The sequence below is a fragment of the Hydrogenophaga sp. genome (assembly GCF_050250835.1).
In the GTDB taxonomy this organism is placed as follows: domain Bacteria; phylum Pseudomonadota; class Gammaproteobacteria; order Burkholderiales; family Burkholderiaceae_C; genus Hydrogenophaga.
Genome location: NZ_JBFWNX010000001.1, coordinates 197,904 through 223,542, shown reverse-complemented (window position 1 = coordinate 223,542; position 25,639 = coordinate 197,904). Strand labels below are relative to the sequence as shown.

Sequence of the window (25,639 nt, the reverse complement as noted above, 5' to 3'; positions counted from 1 at the left end):
GCAAGGTCAGGGCCACTGCGCGTGTCGAAGAAATGCGCTATCCCGAATCCGCTCCTCTCAGATCACCGGAAGAAGGAAACCCCATGAACAGCCCCGCCACCCAGGCCGGCCTCCCGCAGCAGCACGCCACCGAAGCCGGCAGGCACGACACGCCGGCCGTGCTGTCCGCTCAAGAGGCCAGGAAACTGCTCAGCCTGCCCGGTGTCACCTCGTTCCGGCAGGGTGCGGTACTGATCGTGGTGGACGCCCAGGGCAAGCAATACATCGTGCAAGACCTTGAAGCGCAGGCCTCGCCGCCGCAGGCGAGCCCGGACAACGCAGACGGAACCGACGGCACCGACAGCACGGACGACACAGCGCAACGGGCCGGGCAGGAGACGCCCAAAGAGGCCCCGGCCGACTTGCAGGTGGCCGCCGCCAGCGCAGAGGTGGCTTCAGCCACACTGGCTGAAGTTCACATGGCGCAAGCGCCCGCAGACAGCACGCAGCCGGAGGCCAAGTCCGGTGATCAGACCTGCAAGGGCGACGACAACGCCTGCCCCGTGGTGCGGGATTCAGGCTCCGGCTGGGGCCTGGGGCTGGCAGGCGTGGGCCTGGCGGCCGCCATGGGGGGTGGAGGCGGCTCAGGCGGTGGTTCCGGTGGCGGCACACCGGGCGACACCACCCCACCCACCCCACCGAGCGCGCCCGACCTGGCCGCCGAAGACGACAGCGGGACGAGCGACACCGACGACATCACGGTCTACACCACCGGCCTGACCTTCAGCGGCACGGCCGAAGCGGGCGCCACGGTGCAACTGTTTGTCGACCTGGACGAAGACGGCGTGATGGATGAAGGCGAGGAGCTGGGCACGGGCGTGGCCACGGGCGGGACCTACAGCATCGACACCAGCCTGGCACTGGGCAGCCACAAGGTGCGCGCCATTGCCACCGACCTGGCGGGGAATGTCAGCGAGGCCTCGGGCACCACGGTGGTGACGGTGATTCCGGCGATGGGCTTTGTGATCAATGGGCAGTCGGCAGGGGACGCGAGTGGCAGGTCCGTCTCGTCCGCCGGCGACGTGAACGGCGACGGCCTGGCCGATCTGATCGTGGGGGCGGAATATGCAGCAGGTTATGCCGGGCGCAGCTACGTGGTGTTCGGCAAGGCCGACGGCACGGCGGTGGAGCTCTCGGACGTTGCCGCTGGCATGAACGGCTTCGTGATTAACGGGCAGTCAGCGTTGGACTTGAGCGGGAATTCCGTCTCCTCCGCCGGCGATGTGAACGGCGATGGCCTGGCCGACCTGATCGTGGGGGCTTCCCGAAGCGATCCTGCGGGCATGACGGAGGCCGGTCGCAGCTACGTGGTGTTCGGCAAGACGGGCGGCATGCCGGTGGATCTGTCCGACATTGCCGACAACGAGACCGGTGGCTTCGTGATCAACGGGCAGTCAGACTATGACAACAGCGGCATTTCCGTCGCCTCCGCCGGCGACGTGAACGGCGACGGCCTGGCCGACCTGATCGTGGGGGCTTACCGAAGCGATCCTGCGGGCATGACGGAGGCCGGTCGCAGCTACTTGGTGTTTGGCAAGGCGGGCGGCACGCCGGTGGAGCTGTCCGACATTGCCGACAACCAGACCGGCGGCTTCGTGATCAACGGACAGTCAGACGCTGACAACAGCGGCATTTCCGTCGCCTCCGCCGGCGACGTGAACGGCGACGGCCTGGCTGATTTGATTGTGGGGGCTTACCGCGGCGACCCGGCATCAGGAGGTACCGATGCCGGTCGCAGCTACGTCGTCTTCGGCCAGACGAGCGGCACGGCAGTGGAGCTCTCGACCATCGAAGCCGGCACGGGCGGCGGCTTCGTGATCAACGGTCAGTCAGAGGGGGACCAAAGCGGCTATTCCGTCTCCTCCGCCGGCGACGTGAACGGCGACGGCCTGGCGGACCTGATGGTCGGGGCGTATCAAAGCGTCCCAGCTGCAGGCACCCATGCCGGGCGCAGCTACGTGGTGTTCGGCCAGACGGGCGGCACGGCGGTGGAGCTCTCGACCATTGAAGCGGGCACGGGCGGCGGCTTCGTGATTAACGGGCAGTCAGCGAATGACTACAGCGGCTATTCCGTCTCCTCTGCGGGCGACGTGAACGGCGACGGCCTGGCCGATTTGATTGTGGGGGCGCGGTATGCAGAAGGATATGCCGGGCGCAGCTACGTGGTGTTCGGCCAGACGGGCGGCACGGCGGTGGAGCTCTCGGTCATCGAAGCCGGCACGGGCGGCGGCTTCGTGATCAACGGGCAGTCAGACTATGACAACAGTGGCTGGTCCGTCTCCGCCGCCGGCGACGTCAACGGCGACGGCCTGGCCGATCTGATCGTGGGGGCGCCAGGGGGCGCCCCCGCAACGGATCGCGAATATGCCGGCCGCAGTTACGTCATCTTCGGCAAGACCGACACCGCCGCCGTGAACCTGGGCGACGTGGCCCTGGGTGGCGAAGCCGCCCTGCCCTTTGACTTTGCCGGCACCAGCGACCCAGACACCTGGAGCGGCACCACCGAGAGCGAAACCGCCCTGGGCGGCGCAGGCGACGACACCCTCACCGGCAACGGCGGTGCCGACGTGCTCTACGGCGGGGCCGGCAACGACACCCTGGTGCTCAACGCCGACAACATCGCCCACCTCTCCCAAGGCCTCACCGATGGCCGCCTGGCCCGCGTGGACGGCGGCGGCGGCATCGACACCCTGGCCATCGACGGAGAAAACGTCACCCTCGACCTCACCCAGATCGCCAACCAGGCCGCCGGCGACCCCGAGACCGGCAGCCGCATCGCCAGCATCGAGAAGATCAACCTCATCACCGGCAGCGGCAACAACACCCTGAACCTCTCGGTGGGCGACGTGCTCGACATGGCGGGCATGAACCAGTTCAACGACGGCAATGGCTGGACGGGGCTGGGCGCGAGCGTGCAGCGCCACCAGCTGGTGATCGACGGTGATGCGGGCGATAGCGTCACCTCCAGCGGCTGGACCGACACCGGTGGCACCGTGAGCTATGGCGGGCAAACCTATGCGGTCTACAACAGCACGGCGGCCAGCACGCTGGCGCAACTGCTTGTGGATGTGGACATCACCTACACGGCGGTGGTGATGTGAGCAAGCCATGCGGCTCGGCGGGCGCCTGCGGCTCGGCCGTCTGCACGGGCTCCCAGCCATACATCGTGTTCATCCACTGCCAGGGTTCGCGGGACACCCGCTGTCCGGGCGGCCGTCGAGGTGGGCCAGCAGCACCGGGCCCATGGACCGCAGGATCTGCACCGGCAGGCCAGAGGTGAACCGGTATTGCGCGGCGTCGGGCCCCACCACGTAGGCCGTGATGGTGCCGAAGTGGCGGGGCCCGAGGTAGAAAACGAAGGTGGCCGTGCGGTTCATGGCCTGGCCGCTGCGGCCCTTCACCACCACGCGGTTGTCGCCGGTGCCGGTTTTGCCGCCGGGAGACAGGTCTTCGCCGGTCTTGCTCTGGAAGCTGCCGGCCAGCCGCCGTGCCGTGCCCGCTTCCACCACTTCCGAAAGGGCCTTTTTCAGCGTCTGGGCCACCTCGGGGGGCATGACCCTTTCGCCCTCTGCCGGGATGGACCTCAGCTCGGTTTCCCAGGGCGTGCCCTGGGCGAGTTTCAGGTCGGCGATGCGGTGCATGGGACGGCGCACGCCGCCATTGACGATGATGCCCATCAGTTCGGCCAGCGCGGCGGGCCGATCCCCCGAACTCCCAAGCGCGGTGGCCAGCGAGGGCACGAGGTGGCCAAAGGGGTAGCCCAGGCGCGTCCAGCGGCGGTGGATCTCCAGGAAAGCCTCCACTTCGAGCATGGTGTAGATGCGGGTGTCCTGCGCGTCCTTGGCGCGGGTGCGGAAGAGCCATCGGTACACCGCCTGGCGTTCGCCTGCGCTGGCGGCGATGGCTTCGCTCAGGGTAGCCTGGGGATGGCGCAGGCGGTAGGCCACCAGCCAGAGTTCCAGGGGGTGTACCCGGGCCACATAGCCACGATCGGGCAGGTCGAAGGCGTCGAGGGCGAAGCGTTCGTGCAGGGTGGCCACCCGGTCGGTCGGCGGTGCGTTGTCACCCAGGCGCGTGGCCAGGAAAGCGCTCAGTGCCTCCACCGAGGCCTCCGGCTCCAGGTAGCGGAACACCGCGCTCAGCCGATCGGCGTTGGGCGTCAGGCCGTCGAGCAGCATGGCGCGCAGGTCTTGTGGCGTTCGGTTGTCGGTCTTGCGCCAGAAGCGCCGCAGAAAGGCCTGGCCTTCGCGGTCGGCAAAAAGGGCCAGGTAGGCTTCGCGGCGCGGATCGAGGTCGTCTTCCAGCAGCCTGGCCGTGCTGCCGGGCACCTGGTACATGGTGTGGCGCACGATCTCGCGCATGAGGCGCACGAAGGGCAGGTTGATGGAGGCTTGCATGGACTCCCGCAACGAGGGGTTGCGAGCATCGTCCGAGCGGTTGAAGTTGTGAAAGCTGTGCAGGCCGCCGCCGGTGAAGAACTGCTCGCCCGGGTCGGCGGAAAAGCGCCGCTCCATCGCGGCTTCCAGCATGGCACCCAGGCTGGGGTCGTTGGGGCCGCTGAGGTAATCCACCGCCCAGCGGCCCAGGCTGTCCTGCCGGCTGACTTCGGTGGCCCGCAGCGCCGCCGGCGCCAGTCCGTTCAGCCGGCCGTGCAATTCGGCCACCAGCTCCAGATAGGTGGCCAGCACCCGCAGCTTGGCGGTGGAACCCAGTTCCAGCTTGCTGCCTTCGTTGATGTCCAGCGGCTGCTGCGTGGTGTCGGTCTGCACGCGCACCAGATTGCCCTGCGGTGTGCTCTCCACCAGCGTGAAGCTGTAGCGCACCTCGGAGAGGGTGTTGGGCTGCAGCAGTCGATCGCCCATGAGCTGTTGCGAGCTGGCGAAATCGGCATCGCCCAGGCGACCCAGGTACTCGCTCACCGCTTCCTGCAGCTTGCCGTTCAAGGTGGTGCTGGCCTCGGCGTCGAGCCGGTCGAGGTTGTAGAGCGAGGTGCCGAGCATGCCGGCCAGGCGGGTGCGCACGGCGGTCGTGCCCTTGCTGGCGGTGGAGGGCAGCAGCGGCGGGTCTTTCTCCATGTCGCGGAACACGAGCGTCTGCTTAAGCGCGGCATCGCGCCAGGCGGTGTCGATGATGCCGGCGGCAGCCAGCAGGCGCAGGTGGGCGTCTGTGCTCTGGTCCAGGTCCTTGCGGCCCTGCCCGAGGTACCAGGAGGGGCGGCGGTGCGCGATCATCAGTGCCACCGCCTGGCGCAACACCTGGGCCTGGGCCTCGGTGTCGCCTGACGGGCCGGCCTGGCCCGCGAGCAAGGCCTGGGCGCGTTCGAAATCGGTGCCAAACCACACCCACAGGCCATCACCCAGACCGTGCACCTCGCCGTGGCGCGGCGCAGCCGACAGCGGCACCGTGTTCAGGTAGTCGAGCACCAGTTGCCGCCGCGCGGGCATGGTCTGCGTGCCTTGCTGGTAGGCCCGCACCGAGGCCGAAATCATCTGCCGCAGCTTTTCGCGCGCATCGTGCGTGATGCCGCCAGGCGAATGCCGGTATTTCTCGATCTGGGTGGCCAGCGTGCTGCCGCCGTGGGTGTCGATGTCCGGGTCGATCTGGCTGCCCAGTTGCGACATCACGGCACGCGTGAAGCGCACCCAGTCCACCGCTGGATTCATCTCGGGACGTTCGGTGTCGAGCAGGTCTCGGTTCTCGATGAAGAGCAGGGCCTGCACCACCACCGGCGGGAGGTTTTCGAAGTGCTCGAAGCGGCGATAAGGGTAGCGAAAGGCGTGCAGCGTCTCGCGGCTGCAATCCAGCACTGTCAGGCCGGCGTGCGTCTTCTCGCCGTACGGGGCGAACCAGCCGCGTTCCAGATGAACGCGCAGATCGTTGCTGTGGCGAGCCTGCGCGGCGATGTCGAATCCGCGCTCCTGAAGGCGTGCGGCGAAACCCGGAATGGCGGCGTAGCCCAGGCGCTCGTCGAACGGCCCCTCGTTCGGAAAGCGGATGTGTTCCGCCGGCCCAGGGGCCACGTGGTACCTCAGGCTCGCGGCGTAGCCATTGAGTTCGCGCGCTTGCCAGTGGGAGGACTGCACCTCGCGCCACAGCAGCATGGCGCCCGCAGTGCTCAAAGCCAGCAGGACCAGCAGGGCCACGCGCCAGCGGCGGCTCATGCGTTTCGGACGCTGGTAGCCCGGTGGATCGCCCAGACCCGCCGTGAAAGGCTCCTCACCGAATCGGTGTTCGAACATCGTGAATCCCATGGATGCAAAACACCTGAAAATTTCCTTCGCCGGACGCCATCGCGTCTGAGCATTGTCCCGGTCGTCGCGCCTCAGCCGAGCGGGCTCGGGACAGGCGGTTGCGCCCTTCCGACCGACCAGAGCGTATTGTGATGGCTGTCACAAAGCCGGTCGCCCGAACGTCTGATGAACATGCCCACCGACATCTTTCACCGCCTGCGCCCACGCCTGCACGGCATCGCCTATCGCATGCTCGGTTCCTCGGCCGAAGCTGAAGAGGTGGTGCAGGATGCCTGGCTGCGCTGGCATGAGAGTCACCACGACGAGATCGACAATGCCGAAGCCTGGCTGGTCACCATCACCACGCGCCTGGCCATCGACCGCCTGCGCAGCGCAAAGGTGCAGCGTGAGCACTACGTGGGCACGTGGTTGCCCGAGCCGCTGATGACCGAATCGCCGGTCACGCCCGAGCAGCTGCTTGAACGCGCGGACGACGTGTCGGTGGCTTTCCTTGCCCTGCTGGAACGCCTGGCGCCCGAAGCGCGAGCGGCCTTTCTGCTGCGCGAAGTGTTCGACGCCGACTACGGTGAAGTGGCCCAGGCCCTGGGAAAAAGCGAGAGCGCCTGTCGGCAGATCGTGCACCGTGCCAAGGCGCAGCTGCAGGACGAGCGGCCGCGCCACATCGTCTCGCGCGAGGACCAGCTCCGCCTGTTGCGCGGCTTTGCCGAAGCCGCCTCCAGTGGCCGCTTCGACGAGCTCCAGGGCCTGCTGGCCGAAGATGCGCAGCTCATCGGCGACGGCGGTGGCAAGGTGCCCAGCTTCGGCGTGCCCATCGTCGGCGACCGACGCATCGCGCAGCTCTTCTACGCCACCCATCGGCGCTTCGGCGCGGCGGTGCGTTTCGAGGTGGCGGTGCTCAACGGGCAATGGGGGCTGCTGCGCTTCATCGACGGCGGCCTGGAGTCGGCGCAATCGTTCGAGACCGACGGTCAGCGCATCCTGCGCCTGCACGTGCAGCGCAACCCGGACAAGCTCGCGCGCATCGCCGCCGCGCTGGGGCGCGAACTGGCTGTCACAAAACCCGTGTCCTGAGCGTCTTGTGAGGTGTGTATCCCAACCACCTCATCGGAGACCCATGAACACCCCAAGACTTCCCTGGACCGACCTGTCTCCCAAGGCCTACCACGCCATGGCCGCCGTAGGCGCCACCACCGCGGCTTCCTCGCTCGGCCACCTGCTCATGGTGCTGGTGAAAGCCCGCGTTTCCCAGCTCAACGGCTGTGCTTTCTGCGTCGACATGTATGTGCGCGACCTGCGGCAGCACGGCGAGACCTGGCAGCGCATCAGCAGCCTTGTCACCTGGCGCGAAGCCGGGCTTTACAGCGAGCGTGAGTGCGCCGCCCTGGCCTGGGCGGAAACCCTGACCCGTCTGGTGGACCACCAAGTCAGCCACGACGCCGAGTTTGCTGGGCTTCAGGGCCAGTTCAGTGACCAGGAAATTGTTGAACTGAGCTGGACCATCGCGCAAATCAACGCCTGGAACCGCATGGCCATCGGCATGCGCGCGCCCGTGCCGGAAAAAGACATCGTTTGAACCCATCTGGAGAACACCATGAACATCGTGATCATCGGAGGCACCGGCCTCATTGGAAGCCAACTGGCGAATTTGCTGGAACAGGCTGGCCACGCCGTGACCCGCGCCTCGCCTTCGAGCGGCGTCAACGCCGTCACAGGCGAGGGGCTGAGCACTGCCCTGGCCGGTGCGCAGGTGGTGGTGGATGTGACCAATTCCCCGTCGTTCGAGGACGAGGCGGTGATGCACTTCTTCCGCTCGTCCACGCGCAACCTGCTCGACGCTTGCGCTCGGGCCGGCGTGCAGCATTTCGTGGCGCTCTCGGTGGTGGGCTCCGAGCGTGTGCCCGACAGCGGTTACTTTCGCGCCAAGGTGGCGCAGGAGGCGTTGATTCAGGCCGGGCCGGTGCCGTACACCCTGCTGCGCGCCACCCAGTTCTTTGAGTTTCTGATGCCCATCGCCCAGGTGAACACCGATGGCCAGAAGGTGCGCCTGCCATCGGCGCGGCTGCAACCCCTGGCCTCCGCCGACGTGGCCGCCGCCTTGGCCGACCTGGCGGTGCAGCCACCGGTGAACGGCATGCGCGAGGTGGGTGGACCGGAGGCGATTCCGCTGGATGCCCTGATCCGGCGCGTGTTTCAGGCGCGCAAGGACCCGCGAGAGGTGGTGACCGACGAGAATGCGCGCTACTTCGGCTCGCACATTGGCGATGGCACCCTGGTTCCCGGTCCGGGTGCCCGCCTGGGAAAAATCACACTGGCGCAATGGCTCGGGTAGCAGGACGTGCGGCTCAGTACGTGCGGCTCAGTAGTGCGGCTCAGTAGTGCGGTGGCAGCTCGTCGCGGGGGTCGCGCTGCGTGGGGGATTCGCCGATGTCCCCACGCTGGCGCAGCCGGCTCACCTCGCGCAACAGCAGCTCGATCTGGTCCTGCTGGCGCGCGACCTGCTGGTTCAGCGTGTCGAGCAGGTCGTCGGCATAGCTGACCTTGATTTCCAGCTCGGTGAGCCTTTGCTCCACGTGGTGGGCATGGGGAGATGGGGTGGTGTGGGACGTCATGAGGGTATTGGACTCCATGTCGATTCTCGCGGCGACGTCACGCTGGCGCCCTGCAGGGCCTCATTCGGCTGGCGCCGGCAGTCGGGCTCAGCCGCGGCGCTCAGCGAGCGGCGATCGCCGCGTTCCAGGTGGCCACTGCCGCATCCAGGTCGGGTTCGGCCATGAGCGCTCGCACCACACCCACCGAACCCACCCCGCTGGCGAGCACGCCCGGCAAGCGCTGCAGGTCGATGCCGCCGATGGCCACGCGGGGGTAGCTTCGAAGCAGGCGGGCGTAGACACGGAGACGACCAGTGCCCTGCGGTGCGGTGGCCATGAGTTTGAGCGTGGTGGGAAACACCGCGCCCATGGCAATGTAGCTCGGGCTGTGTCGATCGGCGATCAGCATCTCGGCGTAGCCGTGGGTGCTCAGGCCCAGGCGCAGTCCGGCGTTCCGGATCGCGTCCAGGCCCGCCGGCGTCATGGCTTGCAGGTCTTCCTGCCCCAGATGCACGCCATAGGCGCCGGCGTCGATGGCGGCCTGCCAGTGGTCGTTGATGAAAAGGCGTGCGCCGGTGCCCTGCACACCATCCACGGCCGCGCGCACCTCGGCACGAATGGCCGACGCATCGGGAGACTTGAAGCGCAATTGAACCGTCGGCACGCCGGCGTGTGCCATGCGAACGGTCCACGCCGCATCGGGCATCACGGCGTAGAGACCCAGCGCCTGGGGACATTCCGCAAACGCGTCCGCACGCGGGAAGGGCGCCATGCCGAAATCGACCGGATCGTCGGGCCATTGCTCCGGTTCAAATGCGCCTGTGCGCTGCACCTGGCGCGACCACGCGCGCGCCACGCACAGCGCATCGTCGGGCACGAAGCCCAGCGCCTGAGCGGCCTCAAGTGCGGCGGTGAACACCGCGTCACCGGTCTGCACCGACATGGGTTCGGCATGCGGCTGCACCGGCAAGGCCAGGGCATGGCGATGGGCATTGACGATGGCGGCGGCCATCTGCCGGGAGGGCGTGTTGCTGCTCATGGCGTGTGGTGCCAGAAGGGCGTGCCCATCACGGGCGTGCTGGGCTGGGCGCTGTCCTGCGGCTGCATGGCGCCTGAACGGTAGGCGGCGCGGCCCGCGCGCACCGCGTCGGCAAACGCGCCTGCCATGTCCACCGGCGACTGCGCCAGTGCCACGGCGGTGTTGAGCAACACGGCATCGAAACCCCATTCCATCACGGTGCAGGCGTGCGAGGGCAGGCCCAGACCGGCGTCCACGATCAGCGGCACCGCCAGGCGCTCGCGCAGCAGGCGCATGGCATACGGGTTGACGGGACCTCGGCCGGTGCCGATGGGCGCAGCCCATGGCATCACCGCCTGGCAACCCACGTCCACCAGGCGCTGGCACAGCACCAGGTCTTCGGTGCAGTAGGGCAGCACCTTGAAGCCGTCGTTGATGAGTTGGCGCGCGCAGTCGACCAGGTTCAGCGTGTCGGGCTGCAGGCTGTAGTCGTCGCCAATGAGTTCGAGCTTGATCCATGGCGTGCCGAACACCTCACGCGCCATCTGCGCGGTGGTGATGACCTCTTGCGTGCTGTGACAGCCAGCGGTGTTGGGCAACACCGGCACGGCGAGCTCCTGCAGCAGCTTCCAGAAGGCGGCGCCGGCCTCGGGTTGAGCCGCGCCCTGCCGCCGCAGCGAGGCCGTCAGCATGGCGGGTTGCGCACGTTTCACCGCCGCTTCCAGCATGGCAGGCGAGGGGTAGCGCGAGGTGCCGAGCAGCAGGCGGCTGGCGAAGGTCTCGCCGTAGAGCACCAGCGGGTCTTCGTGGGTGAGTGGGGTGGTCATGTCCATGGTGCGGTGTTCTCCTCAGCCCCCGGTGATGGGCGCGATGATCTCGATGCGGTCGCCTTCGGCGAGCCGGTGCTGCGCGTAGGCAGTGCGGGGCACGAACTGCAGATTGACGGCGGCGGCGAACACGGCGGGGGTTTCCCAGGCCTGTACGGCATCGGCCAGCGTGGCGCCATCAGGCAGTTCTCGGGATTCCTGGTTGATGAGCACGTTCATGCGGAAGTTTCCTCTATCGAATCACCGGCAGCCCGAGGGCCGTCGCCAGCGGCGAGTCGTCGTGGTCCACGATCTCCAGCACCGCGTCCAGCACGGCTGGGGCGATCATGAAGCCGTGGCGGTACAGGCCATTGATCGCCATTCTTCGCGGCGCCGGCAGACGCAGCGCGGGCAGGTTGTCGGGCAGGGTGGGGCGCAGCTGCACACCCAGTTCGATGATGCGCGCTTCGCCGAACCCCGGGTGAACGGTGTAGGCCGCGCTCAACAGCTCCAGGGTGGAGCGCACGCTGGCCGGGCTCAGGTCGTCGGATTCGATTTCGGTGGCCCCGATGACGAAGATGCCTCCCGGCTTGGGCGCGATGTAGAGCGGGTAACGTGGATGCACCAGGCGTGTGGGGCGCGAGAGCGTCACGGCGGGCGCGTGAATGCGCGCCACCTCGCCTCGCACCCCGCGCAGTGCCGCCCATTGCGGCTGCGCGCCCAGGCCCCGGCAGTCGAACAGCCAGGCTCCGGGTCCGGGGTCCACCTCGTCGGGCGTGCGCGGCGTGTGCCAGTGAACCTTGATGCCCAATACCTGCATCTGGTGCGCCAGCCCAGTGAGCAACGCCCGGTTGTCGAGCTGCCCTTCGTCGGGCAGGTACAAACCCTGGGCGAAGCGGTGTTCCAGCGCGGGCTCCAGCGCGGCAATGGCGTTGGCGTCGATGCGTTGAGCCCGGGGCAGCGTGGCCAGGGCGTCGCTGGTGCGGGCAAGCTGGCCTGCGAAGCGTTCGGCCTCGGCCGTGTCCTGCCGGTGCCACAGCACCAGTGTGCCGCTTTGCTGGAAAAACACAGGTTGACTCATGGTGGCCAGCAACTGCGGCCAGCGCGTCAGCGCATATTGGCCCATGCGCACCACGGCCAGCTCGGTCACCGCCGATTCGGCCAGCGGCGCGAGCATGGCGGCGGCCACGCGCGCCGCCGCCAGTTCGGCATCGGGGCTTCCCGCGTCGTACACCTCGACCTGGTGCCCGCGCTGCGCCAGCGCGCAGGCCAGCAGCCGGCCCATGAGCCCGGCGCCCAGCACGACCGCCTGAGGTTTCAGCATGCGCGGCCCCCGGCGCTGCGACAATTCGCGCCATGACAAACAACGAACCCTGGCGCTACACCCGCGTGCTGTCCATTGCCGGCTCCGACAGTGGAGGCGGCGCCGGCATCCAGGCCGACCTCAAGACCTTTGCCGCCCTGGGCTGCTACGGCATGACCGCCATCACCGCGCTGACCGCGCAGAACACGCTGGGCGTGAGTGACATCCATGGCGTGCCGCCTGAACTGCTGAGGGCGCAACTGAGCGCGGTGCTCGACGACATTGGCGTGGACGCGGTGAAGATCGGGATGCTGCACACGCCAGAGATCGTGCGCACCGTTGCCTGGGCCCTGAAGCAGTACGGTGTGCGGCGCGTGGTGCTCGACCCGGTGATGGTGGCGACCAGCGGCGACCGCCTGATCGCGCCCGAAACCGTGCAGGTGCTGGTGGACGAACTGTTCCCGCTGGCCACCGTGGTCACGCCCAACCTGGACGAAGCGGCGCTGTTGCTGGGCCGGCCCATCACCCAGGCGGACGAGCTCGAGGTCGCCGCACGCGATCTGATGACGATGGGTGCGGCGGCGGTGCTGCTCAAGGGCGGGCACCTGCCCGGCCATGAAGTGACGGACTGGCTGGTGAGCGGCCCCGGTGCCGCGCTGCGCCTGGCCTCGCCACGCATCGAGAGCCGCAACACGCATGGCACGGGCTGCACGCTGTCCTCGGCCATCGCGGCGCAGCTGGCGCTGGGCGCGCCGCTGGATCGGGCCGTGGTCCTGGCACGTGACTACATCCTGGAGGCCATTGCGCAGGGTGCAGACGTCTGTACCGGCGCCGGCCACGGCCCCTTGAACCACGGGCATGCACCTCTGGTTCAGGGAAAACAGGCGCGGACCTGATCGCATGGTGTTCAGGCGCTGGCCGTGGCCACTCCGGTGGCCCCGCGCGGGCGCGTGAGCGCGGCGAGCACGAAGGTGACGGCCAGGGTGGGCAGCGCCGAGCCGAATTCGGGTGCGAACCTGGCCAGCAGGTGGTAAGTGGCAATGCCCAGCACCCACAGTGCCGCTGCGCTCCAGTCCACCGTGCGGCCCGGCCCCAGGGCGGCGCCCGTGCCCAGGCGGCCCAGGATCACGCCGTAGAGCGGAACGAACACCGAGCTCAGCAGCAACAGGAACGGCTCCAGCGCGTGCATGGGCAGCAGCAGCGCCAGCACAGTGCACAGCGCGGCAAACCCCAGGCCTGCGGCGCGGATGCTCCAGCGCGGACGCAGGCTGTGCACCGACACCGCGCCCGAATGCGCGTCGCCGTAGGCGTTGTCCATCTCGTCGAGCAGGATCAGGCCGAGCGCGATCAAGCCACCCTGCGCGAGCAGCAGCGCCGCCACCAGCGGGGTGCCGGGCTCCACGGTGCTGACCACCAGCACACCCAGCGCATAGCACCAGATATTGGCCAGGGCGTAGCCCAGCCAGGTGCCGCCCAGCGTGGTGGTGGCGCGCTTTCCATGACGCGCGTAGTCGGCCACCAGCGGCAGCCAGGAGACCGGCATGGCGATCACCAGGTCCATGGCGGAGAACAAACCCATGCCGCCGCTGCCCGGGCGGTTCCAGAACGCGTCAAAGCCCTGCGCCTGCAAGCGCGTGCCGAACTGCCAGGTGAGCCACACCAGCGAAGCGATCACCAGCGGCAGGCCGAAGCGGCTCACGAAACGGCGCACCAGCGTGAGCATGGACCCCGCCATGAGCGCGATCAGCACGCCGCCCCAGAGCAGCGTGGCCATCAGCTTGCCACCGGTGCCATCGAGCAGGCCACCGGGTTCGGACCCCAGCGCCTGCTTGAGGATGGCGACCGTGCCCTCCTGCATGATCACCAGCTCGAAGGTGGTCCAGCCAACGAGCTGTGCGATGTTGAGCAGCACCGGCAGCCTGGCGAATGCGCTGCCGTAAGTGGCGTGCATCAGGCCCGCGCTGGCCAGGCCGGTCTGGCAGCCCAGGCGCGCGGTCCAGGCCAGCAGGCCCGCGCCGATGAGCGAGCCCAGCACGATCGCAATCAGCGCGTCGCGCGTGCCCACGGCGGGCACCAGGTAGGCGCCGATCTGCATCACCAGGAGGCCGGTGCCCAGGCTGAACCACAGCGCGGCGTGTTCGTGGAAGTGGAACACCCGGTTGCCGGGCGCGACGGGCGTCAGCGCCTGGTTGGCGGGTGAAGAAGACGGGTGGGACGCCATCAATGTGCTCCATGCAACGTTGAGGCAGGTGGGCTGGGCCGGCGTGCGTCCCGAACGCTCGTTGGCGGTGGAAGGACTGTCCGGCCTGCTTCCCTGCGCGAGGATTACCTCAACAGGTTCAAAGGGACTTTCTCAGTCGCACCCGGGTTCCTGAGTCCCCCGGTGCAACACCCCTAGCGGATGTGCCTTGCGGCAGTGGGCGAGTATACGGTCAGCGCCTGCGCGGTGGGCGGAGAAGCCGCAGGCCGTTGAACACCACCAGCAGGCTCGCGCCCATGTCGGCAAACACCGCCATCCACATCGACGCATTGTCGAACAGCGCCAGCAGCAGGAACACGAACTTGATGCCCAGGGCGAGCGCGATGTTCTGCCACAGCACCGCGTGCGTGCGCCGCGACAGGCGGATGGTCTCGGGCACCTTGCGAAGATCGTCGTTCATGATGAGCACGTCGGCCGCTTCCAAGGCGGTGTCGCTGCCCGCGCCGCCCATGCCAAAGCCGATCGTGGCCGCACTCAGAGCAGGACCATCATTGATGCCATCGCCCACCATGGCCACCGCGCCTCGTGCTCGCAAGGCGTCGATGGTGTCCAGTTTGTCCTGGGGCAACAGGTTGGCGCGCACGTCGGTGATGCCGACCTGTGCGGCGATGCTGCGCGCGGTGGCGGGGTTGTCGCCGGTGAGCATCACGGTGTCGACACCCAGCGCCCGGAGTTCTTCGATGGCGTGCCGGCTGGAGGCCTTGGTCGTGTCGGCCACGGCGAAGAGCGCGAGCACGCCTGTGGCATCCGCAAGCAGCGTGACCGTGCGGCCCAGCGCCTCGTGTGCCTGCAGGCGCGCTTCGAGTTCGGGTGAGCATTGGCCGCGTTCCTCGATCCAGCGGTGGTTGCCCAGCACATGGGCCTGGCCGTCGAGCGTGCCGCGCACGCCACGCCCCGCCTCGGCGCCGAAGCCTTGCACCGCCTGGACTGGCACCTGCAGGCCGAGTGCGATCGCCTGCGAGACCGGGTGGTCCGAGCGGGCCGCCAGGCTTGCCGCCATGCGCAGCACCGCGTCGGCGGGCAGGCGGTTGGACATCACGTCCTGCGCCACCAGGCGGGGCTTGCCCTCGGTCACGGTGCCGGTCTTGTCCACGGCCACGGTCCGCAGCTTGCGCGCCTCCTCCAGGTACACGCCACCTTTGATGAGAATGCCTCGGCGCGCCGCCGCTGCCAGGCCGCTGACCACGGTGACCGGCGTCGAGATCACCAGGGCGCATGGGCAGGCGATCACCAGCAGCACGAGCGCCTTGTAGATGGCGGTGAGCCAAGGCCAGCCCAGCAGCAGCGGCGTGCCGATGGCCACCGCGAGCGCGAGGAAGAACACCGCCGGTGTGTAGATGGCGGCAAAGCGGTCGACGAAACGCTGCGTGGGGGCCCGCTTGCCCTGTGCCTGCTCCACCGCGTGGATGATCCGCGCGAGCACCGTGTCGCTGGCGGGGCGAGTCACCTCGAACACCAGTTCACCCTGCTGGTTGACGGTGCCGGCGAACACCTCGTCGCCCGGGCCTTTGTCGACGGGCATGCTCTCGCCGGTGACGGGCGACTGGTCCACGGCGCTGTGGCCTTCGGTCACGCGACCGTCGAGTGCAAAACGCTCGCCTGGCCGGATGCGCACACCATCGCCCACCGCCACGGCCTTCGCATCGACCAGCAGCCAGCGGCCATCTGGCTGCCGCACGTCGGCTTGCGGTGGTGTGAGCGCGAGCAGACCGGCGATGGCGTTGCGCGCTCGCTCGACCGAGCGGGCCTCGATCAGTTCGGCCAGCGAATACAACGCCATCACCATGGCCGCCTCGGGCCACTGGCCAATGAGGAAGGCGCCCGTGACGGCGACCGCCATGAGCGCGTTGATGTTGAGCTGGCCGCGACGCAATGCCAGGAGGCCCTTGCGGAACACGGCCGTGCCCGCCAGGGCAATGGCCAGTGCGGCCGCGCCCATGCCCACCATCACCCAGGCCGTGGTCTCTGGTGCGAAGAAATGGATGAGCTCGGACAGCAGCGCGACCCCCAGTGCGGCGACCAGGCGCGTGAGGTCGGCGCGTTGCGCGCGCGCCGTGTCGTCGGGGCGCGGGGGTGCCGAGACCTGTTCGGCCCGGAATCCGGCCGCCTCGATGGCAGCCACCACCGGCGGCCATGAGCCAGCCGGTGCGTCCACCGCGAGCAGGCGCGCAGGCAGATCGAAACGCAAACCCCGCACCTGCCCGAAACCTTCCAGCGCGCGTCGGATCCGTCCTTCCTCCACCGGGCAATCCATGTCCGGGATGCGCAGCAGCAAGGCGTCTGAAGTCCAAGGAGGCGCCAGGGGCGACTGGGCAGGGGCGCACGCTCCGCCACCGCAGTGGCTGGCGTGATCGTGTTCTTCGTGATGGGTGGCGGGCATGCAGGTTCTTTCAGGAATGTCGGTATTGAAATCCCTGTAGTGACTCCAGAGTCAAGTGCTTTCGTCAGGTCCAAAAAAAAGAGCCCCGCCATCGGCGGGGCTCTGGGCAGGCTTGTGGGCCGTTCAGGCCAGCGTATCGGCCCAGATGTTGCGCGCCCAGGCCATGGCGTACTGGCCCTCGAGCTCGCTGGCCGCACTGGACAGACCGCCCGAGCCGGGCACCGTGAGCATGGTCTTCTTCTCGGCGTCGTACCTGTGCACGCTGGCCACGTGGACCACGTCCCTGGCGGTCACGAAGCTGTAGCAGGTGTTGGCGTAGATCGGCAGCGCGGGCGGTTCCTTGCCCTGCAACAGCGAGACCACGGCCGCCGCGCAAGTCTTGCCATGCTGGTTGGCCATGTGGCCTGACTTGGGCATGGCCGGCGCGACCTGGATCGAATCGCCCAGCACGTGGATGTTCTTCTGCGCCTTCGATTCGAAGGTGAGGAAGTCCACCTCGCACCAGCGCGCATTGGCCGTGGCCAGGCCGGTCTTCACGGCGATGTCGCCGGCGCGCATGTTGGGTATCACGTTGGCCACGCCGGCCTTGAAGTCATCGTTGAAATCGAACTTCAGCGTGTTGGTGGCGGCGTCCACATCCACCACCTTGTGCTTGGGTCGGTACTCGATCAGGCCCTTGTAGTGCTCGTCCCAGGCCTTCATGAACAGGCCCTTCTTGGAGGTGATGTCGTCGTTGGCATCGAAAACCACCACCTTGCTCCTGGGCTTGGCCACCTTGAAGTAGCTCGCCACCATACAGGCGCGCTCGTAGGGGCCGGGCGGGCAGCGGTAGGGCGCGAGCGGAATGGACAGCGCGTACACGCCGCCATCGGGCATGGCTTCGAGCTGGCGGCGCAGCGCCAGCGTCTGCGGGCCGGCCTTCCAGGCGTGCAGCACCTTGTCGGCGGCGCCCGGCCTGGCCATGCCGGGCATGGAGTCCATCATGAAGTCGATGCCGGGCGAGAGGATCAGTCGGTCGTAGGGCAGTTCGCCTCCGCTGGCCAGCTTGACCGTGCGCTTGGCCGGGTCGATGCTGGCCACCATGTCGCGCACCACTTTCACGCCGTGGCGTTGGCTCAGGTTGTCGTAGGGCGTGGTGATGTCGGCCATGGTCTTGTGGCCACCCAGCACCAGGTTGGAAATGGGGCAGGAGACGAAGGCCGCGTTGGGCTCGACCAGCGTCACCTCGATGCTGTGGTCCGAGAACAGGCGCACGTACTTGGCGGCGGTGGCGCCACCATAGCCGCCTCCCACGACGACGACCTTGGCCCCGCTGCCGGTGGTGGCGCAGCCACCCAGAAGGCCCAGGCCAGCCACGGCCGAGCCGGCACCCAGAGATTGAACGAATTGACGACGTTTCATGGCGTGGGCTCCTTATTTCTTCTGGGCGGCGAAGTAGGTGGCGATCTGCGCCAGCTGATCGTCGGAGTAGCCCTTGGAGAGCTGGTGCATGATGGTCGCGGGCCGCTTGCCGGCCTTGAAATCCAGCAGTTTCTGCAGCAGGTCGTCTTTGGTCTGGCCGGCCAGCGAAATGGCGCCGGGCGCTGCGCGGCCATCGGTGCCGTGGCAGTTGGCGCAGGCAGCGGCCCACACCTTGACCTGATTCACCTGGGCCTGCGCCCCCAGGGCAGCGGCGCACAACACGCCGCCTGCCAGCCATCTGATTGATTTCCCCATCGTGGTCTCCATTGGATTGGTTGTACAGAACTGCGCTGAAAAATGTAGCAGAGCATCCTCTCACGCAGATCAAAAAAAACCGTTCGGGTTTTCACCAATCCGAATATCAGCAATTACTCATATATTCAATGCGTGACCCGTCAACCTCCAGGAAACCACCGTGTCTGAAGATCTGAGCCAAGTGATCGGGCGTGTGCTGCCCGCGCCGGAGAACCACCTGAGCGCCGAGAAACTGGAGCAGGCCCGAAAGGCTCGACGCGGCTTCATGGGCCGGGCGCTGGCCATGGGCGCGGGCGTGGCTTCCGGTGCCGTGGCGGCCACGCGGGCGCTGGCCGCCGAGGGCGAAAGCGCCATTCTCGAACTGCCGGCCCACACCAAGGGCCTTGGCCAGCCGGTGGCCTCGCCGGGCTACGGCGTACCCAGTCAGTGGGAGGGCAATCTGCAGCGCCGCCAGAGCCCCGGGCTCACGCGTGTACCGCAGGCTTCGGTGAGCTTTGCGCCGCTGCAGGGTCTCTTCGGCATCATCACGCCCAACGGGCTGCACTTCGAACGCCACCACCAGGGCTGGTGGGACATCGACCCTTCAAAGCACCGGCTGATGGTGAACGGCCTGGTCCGGCGCGAGCGCGTCTTCACCATGGACGACCTCATGCGCCTGCCCAGCGTTTCGCGCATCCACTTCATTGAATGCGGCGCGAATTCGGCGCCGGAGTGGGGCAATGTGGCGCTGCCGTCGGTGCAGTACACGCACGGCATGCTGAGCTGCTGCGAATACACCGGCGTGCTGCTCTCCACCTTGCTGGAAATGTGCGGCTACGACAAACAGAAGGGCAGATACGTGCTGGCAGAAGGTGCCGATGGTTCGTCGATGACACGCACCATCGCGATCGAGCGCGCGATGGACGACTGCATCGTGGCCTGGGCCATGAACGGCGAGATGCTGCGGCCTGAAAACGGCTACCCGCTGCGCCTGGTGGTGCCGGGCGTGCAAGGCGTGAGCTGGGTCAAGTACCTGCGCCGTCTCGAAGTGGGCGACATGAAATGGGCCAGCAAGGACGAAGCGGTGCATTACATCGACCACATGCCCGACGGCACGCACCGGCAGTACACCGGGATCCAGGAATGCAAGAGCGTGATCACGACGCCATCGGGCAGCCAGACGCTGCTCGACAAGGGCTACTACAACGTCACGGGCCTGGCGTGGTCGGGACGCGGCAGCATCAAGCGGGTGGACGTGAGCGTGGACGGTGGACGCAACTGGCGCACCGCGCGGCTCGAAGGCCCAGTGCTGCCCAAGGCGCTCACGCGCTTCAACATCGACTGGGTGTGGGACGGCAAGCCCGCCATCTTGCAGAGCCGAGCCATCGACAGCACGGGCTATGTGCAGCCCAAGATCAACCAGTTGCGCGCAGTGCGCGGCACGCGCTCGATCTACCACCAGAACGCCATTCAATCGTGGAAGGTGTCTGAAAACGGCGAAGTGTCGAACGTGCAGGTGTTCTGATGAAACGTCCTCTCCAATCCACCATCCTGCTCGCCGCAACGCTGGCCGCCAGCGCCGCATTTTCGCAAGGCAAGCCCTGGCAAGACATTGGCCGCGATGCCACGAAAGCCGAAGTCAAGGCCTGGGACATCGACGTGCGACCGGACTTCAAGGGTTTGCCCAAGGGCTCGGGCACGGTGGCCAAGGGCGAGCAGGTGTGGGAGGCACAGTGCGCTTCCTGCCACGGCAGCTTCGGCGAATCGAACGAAGTGTTCACGCCCATTGTGGGTGGCACCACCAAGGCCGACATCGAGCGTGGTCGCGTGAAGAACCTCGAACCCGGTAGCAGCTTTCCGCAGAAGACCACCATGATGAAGGTGGCCACGGTCTCCACGCTGTGGGACTACATCAACCGCGCCATGCCCTGGAATGCGCCCAAGACGTTGACCACCGAAGAGGTCTACAGCGTGACGGCCTACATCCTCAGCCTCGCCGAGGTGGTGCCTGCGGACTTCACGCTGAGCGACGCCAACATCGCCGAGGTGCAAAAGCGCATGCCCAACCGCAATGGCATGGTGTTTCACGAGCCGCTGTGGAAGCTCGAAGGCAAGGGCGACGTGAAGAATGTGGCTTGCATGAAGGACTGCCCGGTGGAGGCCACCATCCGGTCTTCGCTGCCGGATTTCGCGCGCGATGCGCACGGCAACATCCAGGAGCAGAACCGGGTGATCGGCCCGGTGCGTGGCGCCGACACCACCAAGCCCCCGCCCACGGCCCCGGTGGGCACCGCCGCACCGCCGCCCATCGTGGTCGCCAGCGCCAAGCCGGCGGTGGGTGACGTGAAGGCGCTGCTCGCGGCCAACAGTTGCACCGCCTGCCACGGCATGAAGCAAAAGGTGGTGGGCCCCGCCTTCAGCGAGATTGCGGCCAAACACAAGGGCCAGGACCGCCTCGAGGCTTACCTGGCGGTCAAGATCCGCGAAGGGGGTGTGGGCGTGTACGGTGCGGTGCCCATGCCGGCACAGCCTCAGCTGAGCGCGGCAGAGGCCGCCACGATTGCGCGGTGGATTGCCGCTGGCGCGAAGTGAAATCTCATGCTTCTCAATATTTGCATTTACTCGTAAACCCCATTTCCCCACCTGGAAGGAGACCGTAACCTATGACCATGAATTCGATCCTGCTGTGCCTGGCAGCGTCCGGCCTGTTCTGGAGCGCAGCGGCGCAAGCCCAGGATGCCGTTGCCGCAAAGGCGCTGGCATCCAGGAGCGCCTGCCTGGCCTGCCACGCGGTCGACAAAAAGCTGGTGGGTCCTGCCTACAAGGACGTGGCCGCCAGGCACAAGGGGCAGGCCGGTGCGCACGAGGTGGTGGCCGCGCGCATCAAGTCGGGCGGCTCTGGCCTGTATGGCCCGGTGCCGATGCCCCCACAACCCCATCTGAAAGACGACGAGCTCAAACTGCTTGCCGGCTGGATCCTGGCCGGCGCACCCGACCGGTAAACTCTTCCCCGTTTCCCATTTTCTGCAGGAGCTCCCCATGAACAATTCACGCCGAGTCGCCCTCAAGACCACCGGGGCGTTCGCCACGCTGGTCTCGCTGGGCATCATCACCCAGAGCCAGGCGCAGGCCGCGGTGGATCGCGCCGGCTTCGAAGTCAAGACGCTGGCCGAGGCGCTCAAGGCCGTGGGCGGCACGCCCGCCAACAGCGACCAGGTCACCGTGGTGGCACCCGACATCGCCGAGAACGGTGCCGTGGTGCCCGTGGGCGCTTCAAGCAAGCTGCCCAACACCACCGAGATCTTTCTCATCGTCGAAAAGAACCCGATGCCGCTGTCTTGCGGGTTCACCATTCCCGCCGGCACCGCACCCGACGTGCAGACCCGTCTGAAGATGGGCCAGAGCAGCAACGTGGTGGCGGTGGTCAGGGCCGATGGCAAGCTGTTCTCGGCCACCAAGGAAACCAAGGTCACGCTGGGCGGCTGCGGCGGCTGATCGCCCCGACTCTCCACGTTCCGAGCAACCCCGTACACAGAATTTCAGGAGTCCATCATGGCCGATCCGATGCGCATCCGCGCCGCCCTCGCCGGTGACGAAACCACCGTCCGCGTGCTCATGTCCCACGTCATGGAGCCCGGCACCCGCCGCGATGCGGCGGGCGCTCTCATTCCCGCTCACTTCATCAAGGACGTCGAAGCCACCCACAACGGCAAGGTGGTGCTGCAGTCGCAGTTCACTGGCTCGGTGGCGCAGAACCCTTTCCTCTCTTTCAAGTTCAAGGGTGCAGCCAAGGGCGACAAGATCGTCGTCAAATGGGTCGACACCAAGGGCGACACGCGCTCCGACGAAGCAACGGTCTCGTAAGCCCCTGTGCAGCGCCAACGGCCAGCCCGCGACGTCTGGCCGTTTCGATTTTTTCACCACCAAAAAGAGGAGACCCCCGATGACCCACCACCTCCGCAAAGGTTTGCTGGCGTTCGCGGCAGCGGCCACCGCACTGGGCACCGCCCACGCTCAGAGCTCGACGGCCGACGGCATTGCCAAATACCGCGAGATGCTGCAGGACGGCAACCCGGCCGAGCTGTTCGAGATGAAAGGGGAGGAGCTCTGGAAAAAGAAGCGGGGTCCGAAGAATGCATCGCTTGAACAGTGCGACCTGGGCAAGGGGCCTGGCGTCATCAAGGGCGCCTTCGTGGAAATGCCGCGTTACTTCGCCGATACCGGCCGCGTGCAGGATCTGGAAACGCGCCTGATCACCTGCATGGAAACCCTGCAGGGCTTCAACGGCGCCGAAATCGCCAAAACACCGTTCGGGCGTGGCGAGATGGCCAACCTGACTGCGCTGGCCACCTACGTGGCCACGGCGTCCAAAGGCATGCGCTTCAACCTGCCGCAATCCCACGCACAGGAAAAGCTGATGTACGAAACCGGCAAGCGCATGTTCTTCACGCGCGGCGGCACGCACGATTTCTCATGCGCTTCCTGCCATGGCAGTGACGACAAGCGCATTCGCCTGCAGGATCTGCCCAACCTGACCAAGAACCCGGGCGACGGCGTCGGTTTCGCTGCCTGGCCTGCCTACCGTGTCTCCAACGCACAGATGTGGGGCATGCAACTGCGCCTGAACGACTGTTTCCGGCAGCAGCGTTTTCCCGAGCCCAAGTTCGGCAGCGAGGCCACCATCGCGCTGGGCGTGTACATGGGTGTGAATGCCAAGAGCGCCGAGTCCATCGTGCCCGCCATCAAGCGCTGAACCGGAGACACCCCCATGAACAAGACCCTGATGTATTCCCTGCTGCCCGTGGCAGCGCTCGTGCTCTCCGGTTGCACGTCCTCGCCCTCGGCGGCCGACGTGGACAAAGCCACCGTCGAGATGCTCAAGAATTCGTTCCAGAACCGCGGCATTGCCACGGTGGACCGCCTGGTGCAGGACGACGCCAACCGCGAATGCGTGGCGGCCGACGTGGCCGGCAAACCGCTGGACGAGAAAACCGCCAAGGCCATCGAGGCCGCCAACATGAAGACCGTGAAATGGCCCGCCGACGGCAAGTTCCTCGGCGACTGGAAAGAGGGCGAGAAGATCGCCCAGAGCGGTCGCGGCATGACGTGGAGCGACAAGGCCGACGCCGCCAACGGAGGCAACTGCTACAACTGCCACCAGATCAGCAAGGAAGAAATCTCCTTCGGCACGCTGGGCCCCAGCCTCTACAACTACGGCAAGCTGCGCGGTGTGACCGATCCCAACGCCGCCAGCGGCAAGGCCATCGTGGAATACACATGGGGCAAGCTGTACAACTCGCGCGCCTACAACGCGTGTTCCCAGATGCCGCGCGTGGGCCACAAAGGCATTCTCAATGAGCAGCAGCTCAAGCATGTGATGGCGCTTTTGCTGGACCCGGCTTCACCGGTGAACAAATAAGCGCACGATCCCGGCCGCTGTGAGCGGCCGGGATCGGCCACCAAAAAAATTTCGCGCAAATATCAGCGAACAATTGTTAAGGGATGGACATGAGTTTCAGCCGCCGTGAATTCATGCAGGTGCTGGCCGTGGCCAGCGCCACCGGCATGGCGCTCAATCAACAAGACGTGCTGGCTGCTTCGCCCGGCGCCGGCGAGCGCCTGTACGAGGTGCCGAAGTTCGGCAATGTCAGCTTCCTGCACTTCACCGACTGCCATGCGCAGCTCACGCCCATCCACTTTCGGGAGCCGAGCGTGAACCTGGGCGTGGCCGAGGCGCTGGGGCGCCCGCCGCACATCGTGGGCGAAAAGCTGCTCAGGCACTTCAACATCCGGCCGGGCACGGCGCAGGCCCATGCCTTCTCGTACCTGAACTTCAGCCAGGCCGCCAAGACCTACGGCAAGGTCGGTGGCTTTGCGCACCTGGCCACCTTGGTCAAACAGATCAAGGCAAGCCGACCGCATGCGCTGCTGCTCGATGGCGGCGACACCTGGCAAGGTTCGGCCACTTCGCTGTGGACCAATGGCCAGGACATGGTGGACGCCTGCAAGCTGCTCGGCGTGAACATGATGACCTCGCACTGGGAGCACACCTTTGGCGCGAAACGCGTGCAGGAAATCGTGGAGAAGGACCTGAAGGGGAACATGGAATTCCTTGCTCAGAACATCAAGACCACCGACTTCGAAGACCTCGTCTTCAAGCCCTACGCGTTGCGCGAAATGAACGGCGTGCAGGTGGGCGTGATCGGGCAGGCCTTTCCCTACACGCCCATTGCCAACCCGCGCTACATGGTGCCCGACTGGACCTTCGGCATCCAGGACGAGCACATGCAGAAAATGGTGGACGAGGTGCGCGGCAAGGGCGCGCAGGTGGTGGTGGTGCTATCGCACAACGGCATGGACGTGGACATCAAGATGGCCTCGCGCGTGCGCGGCATCGACGCCATCCTCGGTGGTCATACGCACGACGGCATGCCGGCCCCCACCATCGTGAAGAACGGCGGCGGCCAGACGCTGGTGACCAATGCCGGCTCCAACAGCAAGTTTCTCGGTGTGCTCGATTTCGACGTGCGCGATGGCAAGGTGCAGGACTTCCGCTACAAGCTGCTGCCCATCTTCTCCAACCTGTTGCCCGCCGATGCCGCCATGCAGGCTCACATCGACAAGGTGCGCGCACCCTACAAAGATAAGCTCGAGGAAAAACTCGCGGTCACCGAAGACCTGCTCTACCGCCGTGGCAACTTCAACGGCTCGTGGGACCAGCTCATCTGCGATGCGCTGATGCAGAACAAGGGCGCTGAGATTGCGTTTTCGCCTGGTGTGCGCTGGGGCACTTCGCTGCTGCCCGGCGACACCATCACCTACGAACGCATGATGGACCAGATGGCGTTGACCTACCCGGCCACATCGCTCAATGAATTCAGTGGCGAACAGATCAAGACCATTCTGGAAGACGTGGCCGACAACATCTTCAACCCCGACCCCTACTACCAGCAGGGTGGCGACATGGTGCGCGTGGGCGGCATGCAGTACACCATGACACCCAACGCACCCATGGGCCAGCGCATCAACAACATGACGCTCAAAGGCAAGCCCATCGAGGCCGGCAAGGTGTACAAGGTCGCTGGCTGGGCTTCGGTGCAGGAAGGCGCCAAGGGCGAGCCGATCTGGGACGTGGTCTCCGGCTACCTGCGCGAGCGCAAGGTGGTCAAGGGCGTGAAGATCAACACGCCACGCATCGTGGGCATGCAGGGCAACCCGGGTCTGGCAGCCTGAACAGCGTCTTCGGGCACGCAAAAAAACCCGCCACCGATGAAGGTGACGGGTTTGAAAAACCTTGGA

Annotated in this window: 23 protein-coding genes and 1 riboswitch; of the genes, 13 read left to right on the top strand and 10 right to left on the bottom strand. The window is 66.7% G+C overall.

Annotated features, from left to right (window positions below):
- Nucleotides 1-83: 83 nt before the first annotated feature.
- The gene (locus tag AB7F11_RS01030; RefSeq protein WP_428299804.1) at nucleotides 84-3,140 is read left to right on the top strand and encodes a beta strand repeat-containing protein; all 3,057 of its coding nucleotides are present in this window, start codon (nucleotides 84-86) and stop codon (nucleotides 3,138-3,140) included.
- A gap of 69 nt (nucleotides 3,141-3,209) precedes the next feature.
- Here the strand turns inward: AB7F11_RS01030 and AB7F11_RS01025 are convergent, their stop codons facing one another.
- Nucleotides 3,210-6,278: a transglycosylase domain-containing protein gene (locus AB7F11_RS01025; RefSeq protein WP_428291465.1), complete on the bottom strand. Its 3,069-nt coding sequence runs from the start codon at nucleotides 6,276-6,278 to the stop codon at nucleotides 3,210-3,212.
- Nucleotides 6,279-6,455: 177 nt separating this feature from the next.
- Here AB7F11_RS01025 and AB7F11_RS01020 point away from each other — a divergent pair, with 177 nt between their 5' ends.
- Genes AB7F11_RS01020 through AB7F11_RS01010 form a run of 3 tightly spaced genes read left to right on the top strand, consistent with a single transcriptional unit; the run spans nucleotide 6,456 to nucleotide 8,619 of the window.
- Entirely contained in the window at nucleotides 6,456-7,361 is a 906-nt protein-coding gene (locus AB7F11_RS01020; protein ID WP_428291464.1) for an RNA polymerase sigma-70 factor, read from the top strand.
- Between the two features lie 43 nt (nucleotides 7,362-7,404).
- The gene (locus AB7F11_RS01015) at nucleotides 7,405-7,863 is read left to right on the top strand and encodes a carboxymuconolactone decarboxylase family protein (protein WP_428291463.1); all 459 of its coding nucleotides are present in this window, start codon (nucleotides 7,405-7,407) and stop codon (nucleotides 7,861-7,863) included.
- 18 nt (nucleotides 7,864-7,881) lie between these two features.
- Nucleotides 7,882-8,619 carry an SDR family oxidoreductase gene (locus tag AB7F11_RS01010; RefSeq protein ID WP_428291462.1) on the top strand — a complete coding sequence of 246 codons (738 nt, stop codon included), beginning with the start codon at nucleotides 7,882-7,884 and terminating at the stop codon, nucleotides 8,617-8,619.
- A 40-nt stretch (nucleotides 8,620-8,659) separates the two neighbouring features.
- On the opposite strand, the gene AB7F11_RS01005 is transcribed toward AB7F11_RS01010, so the two are convergent.
- The 5 genes from AB7F11_RS01005 to AB7F11_RS00985 all read right to left on the bottom strand — a co-directional run bounded on the left by AB7F11_RS01005 (nucleotide 8,660) and on the right by AB7F11_RS00985 (nucleotide 12,026).
- Complete coding sequence (locus AB7F11_RS01005) at nucleotides 8,660-8,899, bottom strand: SlyX family protein (protein ID WP_428291461.1); 240 nt, start codon at nucleotides 8,897-8,899, stop codon at nucleotides 8,660-8,662.
- Nucleotides 8,900-8,999: 100 nt separating this feature from the next.
- Nucleotides 9,000-9,917: a thiamine phosphate synthase gene (locus AB7F11_RS01000; RefSeq protein ID WP_428291460.1), complete on the bottom strand. Its 918-nt coding sequence runs from the start codon at nucleotides 9,915-9,917 to the stop codon at nucleotides 9,000-9,002.
- Nucleotides 9,914-10,723: a thiazole synthase gene (locus AB7F11_RS00995; protein WP_428291467.1), complete on the bottom strand. Its 810-nt coding sequence runs from the start codon at nucleotides 10,721-10,723 to the stop codon at nucleotides 9,914-9,916. Before AB7F11_RS00995 ends, AB7F11_RS01000 begins: the two co-directional genes overlap by 4 nt.
- A 21-nt stretch (nucleotides 10,724-10,744) precedes the next feature.
- Complete coding sequence (gene thiS, locus AB7F11_RS00990) at nucleotides 10,745-10,942, bottom strand: sulfur carrier protein ThiS (RefSeq protein ID WP_428291459.1); 198 nt, start codon at nucleotides 10,940-10,942, stop codon at nucleotides 10,745-10,747.
- Between the two features lie 13 nt (nucleotides 10,943-10,955).
- Complete coding sequence (locus tag AB7F11_RS00985; protein ID WP_428291458.1) at nucleotides 10,956-12,026, bottom strand: FAD-dependent oxidoreductase; 1,071 nt, start codon at nucleotides 12,024-12,026, stop codon at nucleotides 10,956-10,958.
- Between the two features lie 32 nt (nucleotides 12,027-12,058).
- Here AB7F11_RS00985 and thiD point away from each other — a divergent pair, with 32 nt between their 5' ends.
- Nucleotides 12,059-12,901: a bifunctional hydroxymethylpyrimidine kinase/phosphomethylpyrimidine kinase gene (gene thiD / locus AB7F11_RS00980; protein WP_428291457.1), complete on the top strand. Its 843-nt coding sequence runs from the start codon at nucleotides 12,059-12,061 to the stop codon at nucleotides 12,899-12,901.
- Nucleotides 12,902-12,912: 11 nt separating this feature from the next.
- On the opposite strand, the gene AB7F11_RS00975 is transcribed toward thiD, so the two are convergent.
- The 4 genes from AB7F11_RS00975 to AB7F11_RS00960 form a co-directional block, all read right to left on the bottom strand.
- Complete coding sequence (locus tag AB7F11_RS00975) at nucleotides 12,913-14,226, bottom strand: purine-cytosine permease family protein (RefSeq protein ID WP_428291456.1); 1,314 nt, start codon at nucleotides 14,224-14,226, stop codon at nucleotides 12,913-12,915.
- 73 nt (nucleotides 14,227-14,299) lie between these two features.
- Nucleotides 14,300-14,411: riboswitch (TPP riboswitch) on the bottom strand.
- Nucleotides 14,412-14,437: 26 nt separating this feature from the next.
- Nucleotides 14,438-16,645 carry a heavy metal translocating P-type ATPase gene (locus tag AB7F11_RS00970; RefSeq protein WP_428291455.1) on the bottom strand — a complete coding sequence of 736 codons (2,208 nt, stop codon included), beginning with the start codon at nucleotides 16,643-16,645 and terminating at the stop codon, nucleotides 14,438-14,440.
- Nucleotides 16,646-16,768: 123 nt separating this feature from the next.
- Nucleotides 16,769-18,046, bottom strand: coding sequence for an FCSD flavin-binding domain-containing protein (locus AB7F11_RS00965; protein WP_428299807.1), 1,278 nt, complete (start codon nucleotides 18,044-18,046; stop codon nucleotides 16,769-16,771).
- A gap of 12 nt (nucleotides 18,047-18,058) precedes the next feature.
- Nucleotides 18,059-18,361: a c-type cytochrome gene (locus tag AB7F11_RS00960; RefSeq protein ID WP_428289107.1), complete on the bottom strand. Its 303-nt coding sequence runs from the start codon at nucleotides 18,359-18,361 to the stop codon at nucleotides 18,059-18,061.
- 160 nt (nucleotides 18,362-18,521) lie between these two features.
- On the opposite strand from AB7F11_RS00960, the gene soxC reads away from it, so the two are divergent.
- The 8 genes from soxC to soxB all read left to right on the top strand — a co-directional run bounded on the left by soxC (nucleotide 18,522) and on the right by soxB (nucleotide 25,573).
- Nucleotides 18,522-19,865 carry a sulfite dehydrogenase gene (soxC, locus tag AB7F11_RS00955; protein ID WP_428289108.1) on the top strand — a complete coding sequence of 448 codons (1,344 nt, stop codon included), beginning with the start codon at nucleotides 18,522-18,524 and terminating at the stop codon, nucleotides 19,863-19,865.
- Nucleotides 19,865-20,932: a c-type cytochrome gene (locus tag AB7F11_RS00950; protein WP_428289109.1), complete on the top strand. Its 1,068-nt coding sequence runs from the start codon at nucleotides 19,865-19,867 to the stop codon at nucleotides 20,930-20,932. The genes soxC and AB7F11_RS00950 overlap by 1 nt, the downstream gene beginning before the upstream one ends.
- 71 nt (nucleotides 20,933-21,003) lie before the next feature.
- A complete protein-coding gene (locus AB7F11_RS00945; RefSeq protein ID WP_428289110.1) occupies nucleotides 21,004-21,342 on the top strand; it encodes a c-type cytochrome in 339 nt (112 codons plus the stop codon).
- Nucleotides 21,343-21,379: 37 nt separating this feature from the next.
- Complete coding sequence (gene soxY / locus AB7F11_RS00940) at nucleotides 21,380-21,835, top strand: thiosulfate oxidation carrier protein SoxY (protein ID WP_428289111.1); 456 nt, start codon at nucleotides 21,380-21,382, stop codon at nucleotides 21,833-21,835.
- A 57-nt stretch (nucleotides 21,836-21,892) separates the two neighbouring features.
- Complete coding sequence (soxZ, locus tag AB7F11_RS00935) at nucleotides 21,893-22,204, top strand: thiosulfate oxidation carrier complex protein SoxZ (protein ID WP_428289112.1); 312 nt, start codon at nucleotides 21,893-21,895, stop codon at nucleotides 22,202-22,204.
- Between the two features lie 79 nt (nucleotides 22,205-22,283).
- Complete coding sequence (gene soxA, locus AB7F11_RS00930; RefSeq protein ID WP_428289113.1) at nucleotides 22,284-23,093, top strand: sulfur oxidation c-type cytochrome SoxA; 810 nt, start codon at nucleotides 22,284-22,286, stop codon at nucleotides 23,091-23,093.
- A 15-nt stretch (nucleotides 23,094-23,108) separates the two neighbouring features.
- Nucleotides 23,109-23,759, top strand: a complete 651-nt coding sequence (gene soxX, locus AB7F11_RS00925) for a sulfur oxidation c-type cytochrome SoxX (RefSeq protein ID WP_428289114.1) — start codon at nucleotides 23,109-23,111, stop codon at nucleotides 23,757-23,759.
- Between the two features lie 89 nt (nucleotides 23,760-23,848).
- A complete protein-coding gene (gene soxB, locus AB7F11_RS00920) occupies nucleotides 23,849-25,573 on the top strand; it encodes a thiosulfohydrolase SoxB (protein ID WP_428289115.1) in 1,725 nt (574 codons plus the stop codon).
- The last annotated feature ends 66 nt before the right edge of the window (nucleotides 25,574-25,639 follow it).

What these genes read in the sequence shown, in the direction of transcription:
- AB7F11_RS01030 (WP_428299804.1), top strand. Translation starts at nt 84, where the DNA reads ATGAACAGCCCCGCCACCCAGGCCGGCCTCCCGCAGCAGCACGCCACC.
- AB7F11_RS01025 (WP_428291465.1), bottom strand. Translation starts at nt 6,278, where the DNA reads ATGTTCGAACACCGATTCGGTGAGGAGCCTTTCACGGCGGGTCTGGGC.
- AB7F11_RS01020 (WP_428291464.1), top strand. Translation starts at nt 6,456, where the DNA reads ATGAACATGCCCACCGACATCTTTCACCGCCTGCGCCCACGCCTGCAC.
- AB7F11_RS01015 (WP_428291463.1), top strand. Translation starts at nt 7,405, where the DNA reads ATGAACACCCCAAGACTTCCCTGGACCGACCTGTCTCCCAAGGCCTAC.
- AB7F11_RS01010 (WP_428291462.1), top strand. Translation starts at nt 7,882, where the DNA reads ATGAACATCGTGATCATCGGAGGCACCGGCCTCATTGGAAGCCAACTG.
- AB7F11_RS01005 (WP_428291461.1), bottom strand. Translation starts at nt 8,899, where the DNA reads ATGACGTCCCACACCACCCCATCTCCCCATGCCCACCACGTGGAGCAA.
- AB7F11_RS01000 (WP_428291460.1), bottom strand. Translation starts at nt 9,917, where the DNA reads ATGAGCAGCAACACGCCCTCCCGGCAGATGGCCGCCGCCATCGTCAAT.
- AB7F11_RS00995 (WP_428291467.1), bottom strand. Translation starts at nt 10,723, where the DNA reads ATGACCACCCCACTCACCCACGAAGACCCGCTGGTGCTCTACGGCGAG.
- thiS (WP_428291459.1), bottom strand. Translation starts at nt 10,942, where the DNA reads ATGAACGTGCTCATCAACCAGGAATCCCGAGAACTGCCTGATGGCGCC.
- AB7F11_RS00985 (WP_428291458.1), bottom strand. Translation starts at nt 12,026, where the DNA reads ATGCTGAAACCTCAGGCGGTCGTGCTGGGCGCCGGGCTCATGGGCCGG.
- thiD (WP_428291457.1), top strand. Translation starts at nt 12,059, where the DNA reads ATGACAAACAACGAACCCTGGCGCTACACCCGCGTGCTGTCCATTGCC.
- AB7F11_RS00975 (WP_428291456.1), bottom strand. Translation starts at nt 14,226, where the DNA reads ATGGCGTCCCACCCGTCTTCTTCACCCGCCAACCAGGCGCTGACGCCC.
- AB7F11_RS00970 (WP_428291455.1), bottom strand. Translation starts at nt 16,645, where the DNA reads ATGCCCGCCACCCATCACGAAGAACACGATCACGCCAGCCACTGCGGT.
- AB7F11_RS00965 (WP_428299807.1), bottom strand. Translation starts at nt 18,046, where the DNA reads ATGAAACGTCGTCAATTCGTTCAATCTCTGGGTGCCGGCTCGGCCGTG.
- AB7F11_RS00960 (WP_428289107.1), bottom strand. Translation starts at nt 18,361, where the DNA reads ATGGGGAAATCAATCAGATGGCTGGCAGGCGGCGTGTTGTGCGCCGCT.
- AB7F11_RS00950 (WP_428289109.1), top strand. Translation starts at nt 19,865, where the DNA reads ATGAAACGTCCTCTCCAATCCACCATCCTGCTCGCCGCAACGCTGGCC.
- AB7F11_RS00945 (WP_428289110.1), top strand. Translation starts at nt 21,004, where the DNA reads ATGACCATGAATTCGATCCTGCTGTGCCTGGCAGCGTCCGGCCTGTTC.
- soxY (WP_428289111.1), top strand. Translation starts at nt 21,380, where the DNA reads ATGAACAATTCACGCCGAGTCGCCCTCAAGACCACCGGGGCGTTCGCC.
- soxZ (WP_428289112.1), top strand. Translation starts at nt 21,893, where the DNA reads ATGGCCGATCCGATGCGCATCCGCGCCGCCCTCGCCGGTGACGAAACC.
- soxA (WP_428289113.1), top strand. Translation starts at nt 22,284, where the DNA reads ATGACCCACCACCTCCGCAAAGGTTTGCTGGCGTTCGCGGCAGCGGCC.
- soxX (WP_428289114.1), top strand. Translation starts at nt 23,109, where the DNA reads ATGAACAAGACCCTGATGTATTCCCTGCTGCCCGTGGCAGCGCTCGTG.
- soxB (WP_428289115.1), top strand. Translation starts at nt 23,849, where the DNA reads ATGAGTTTCAGCCGCCGTGAATTCATGCAGGTGCTGGCCGTGGCCAGC.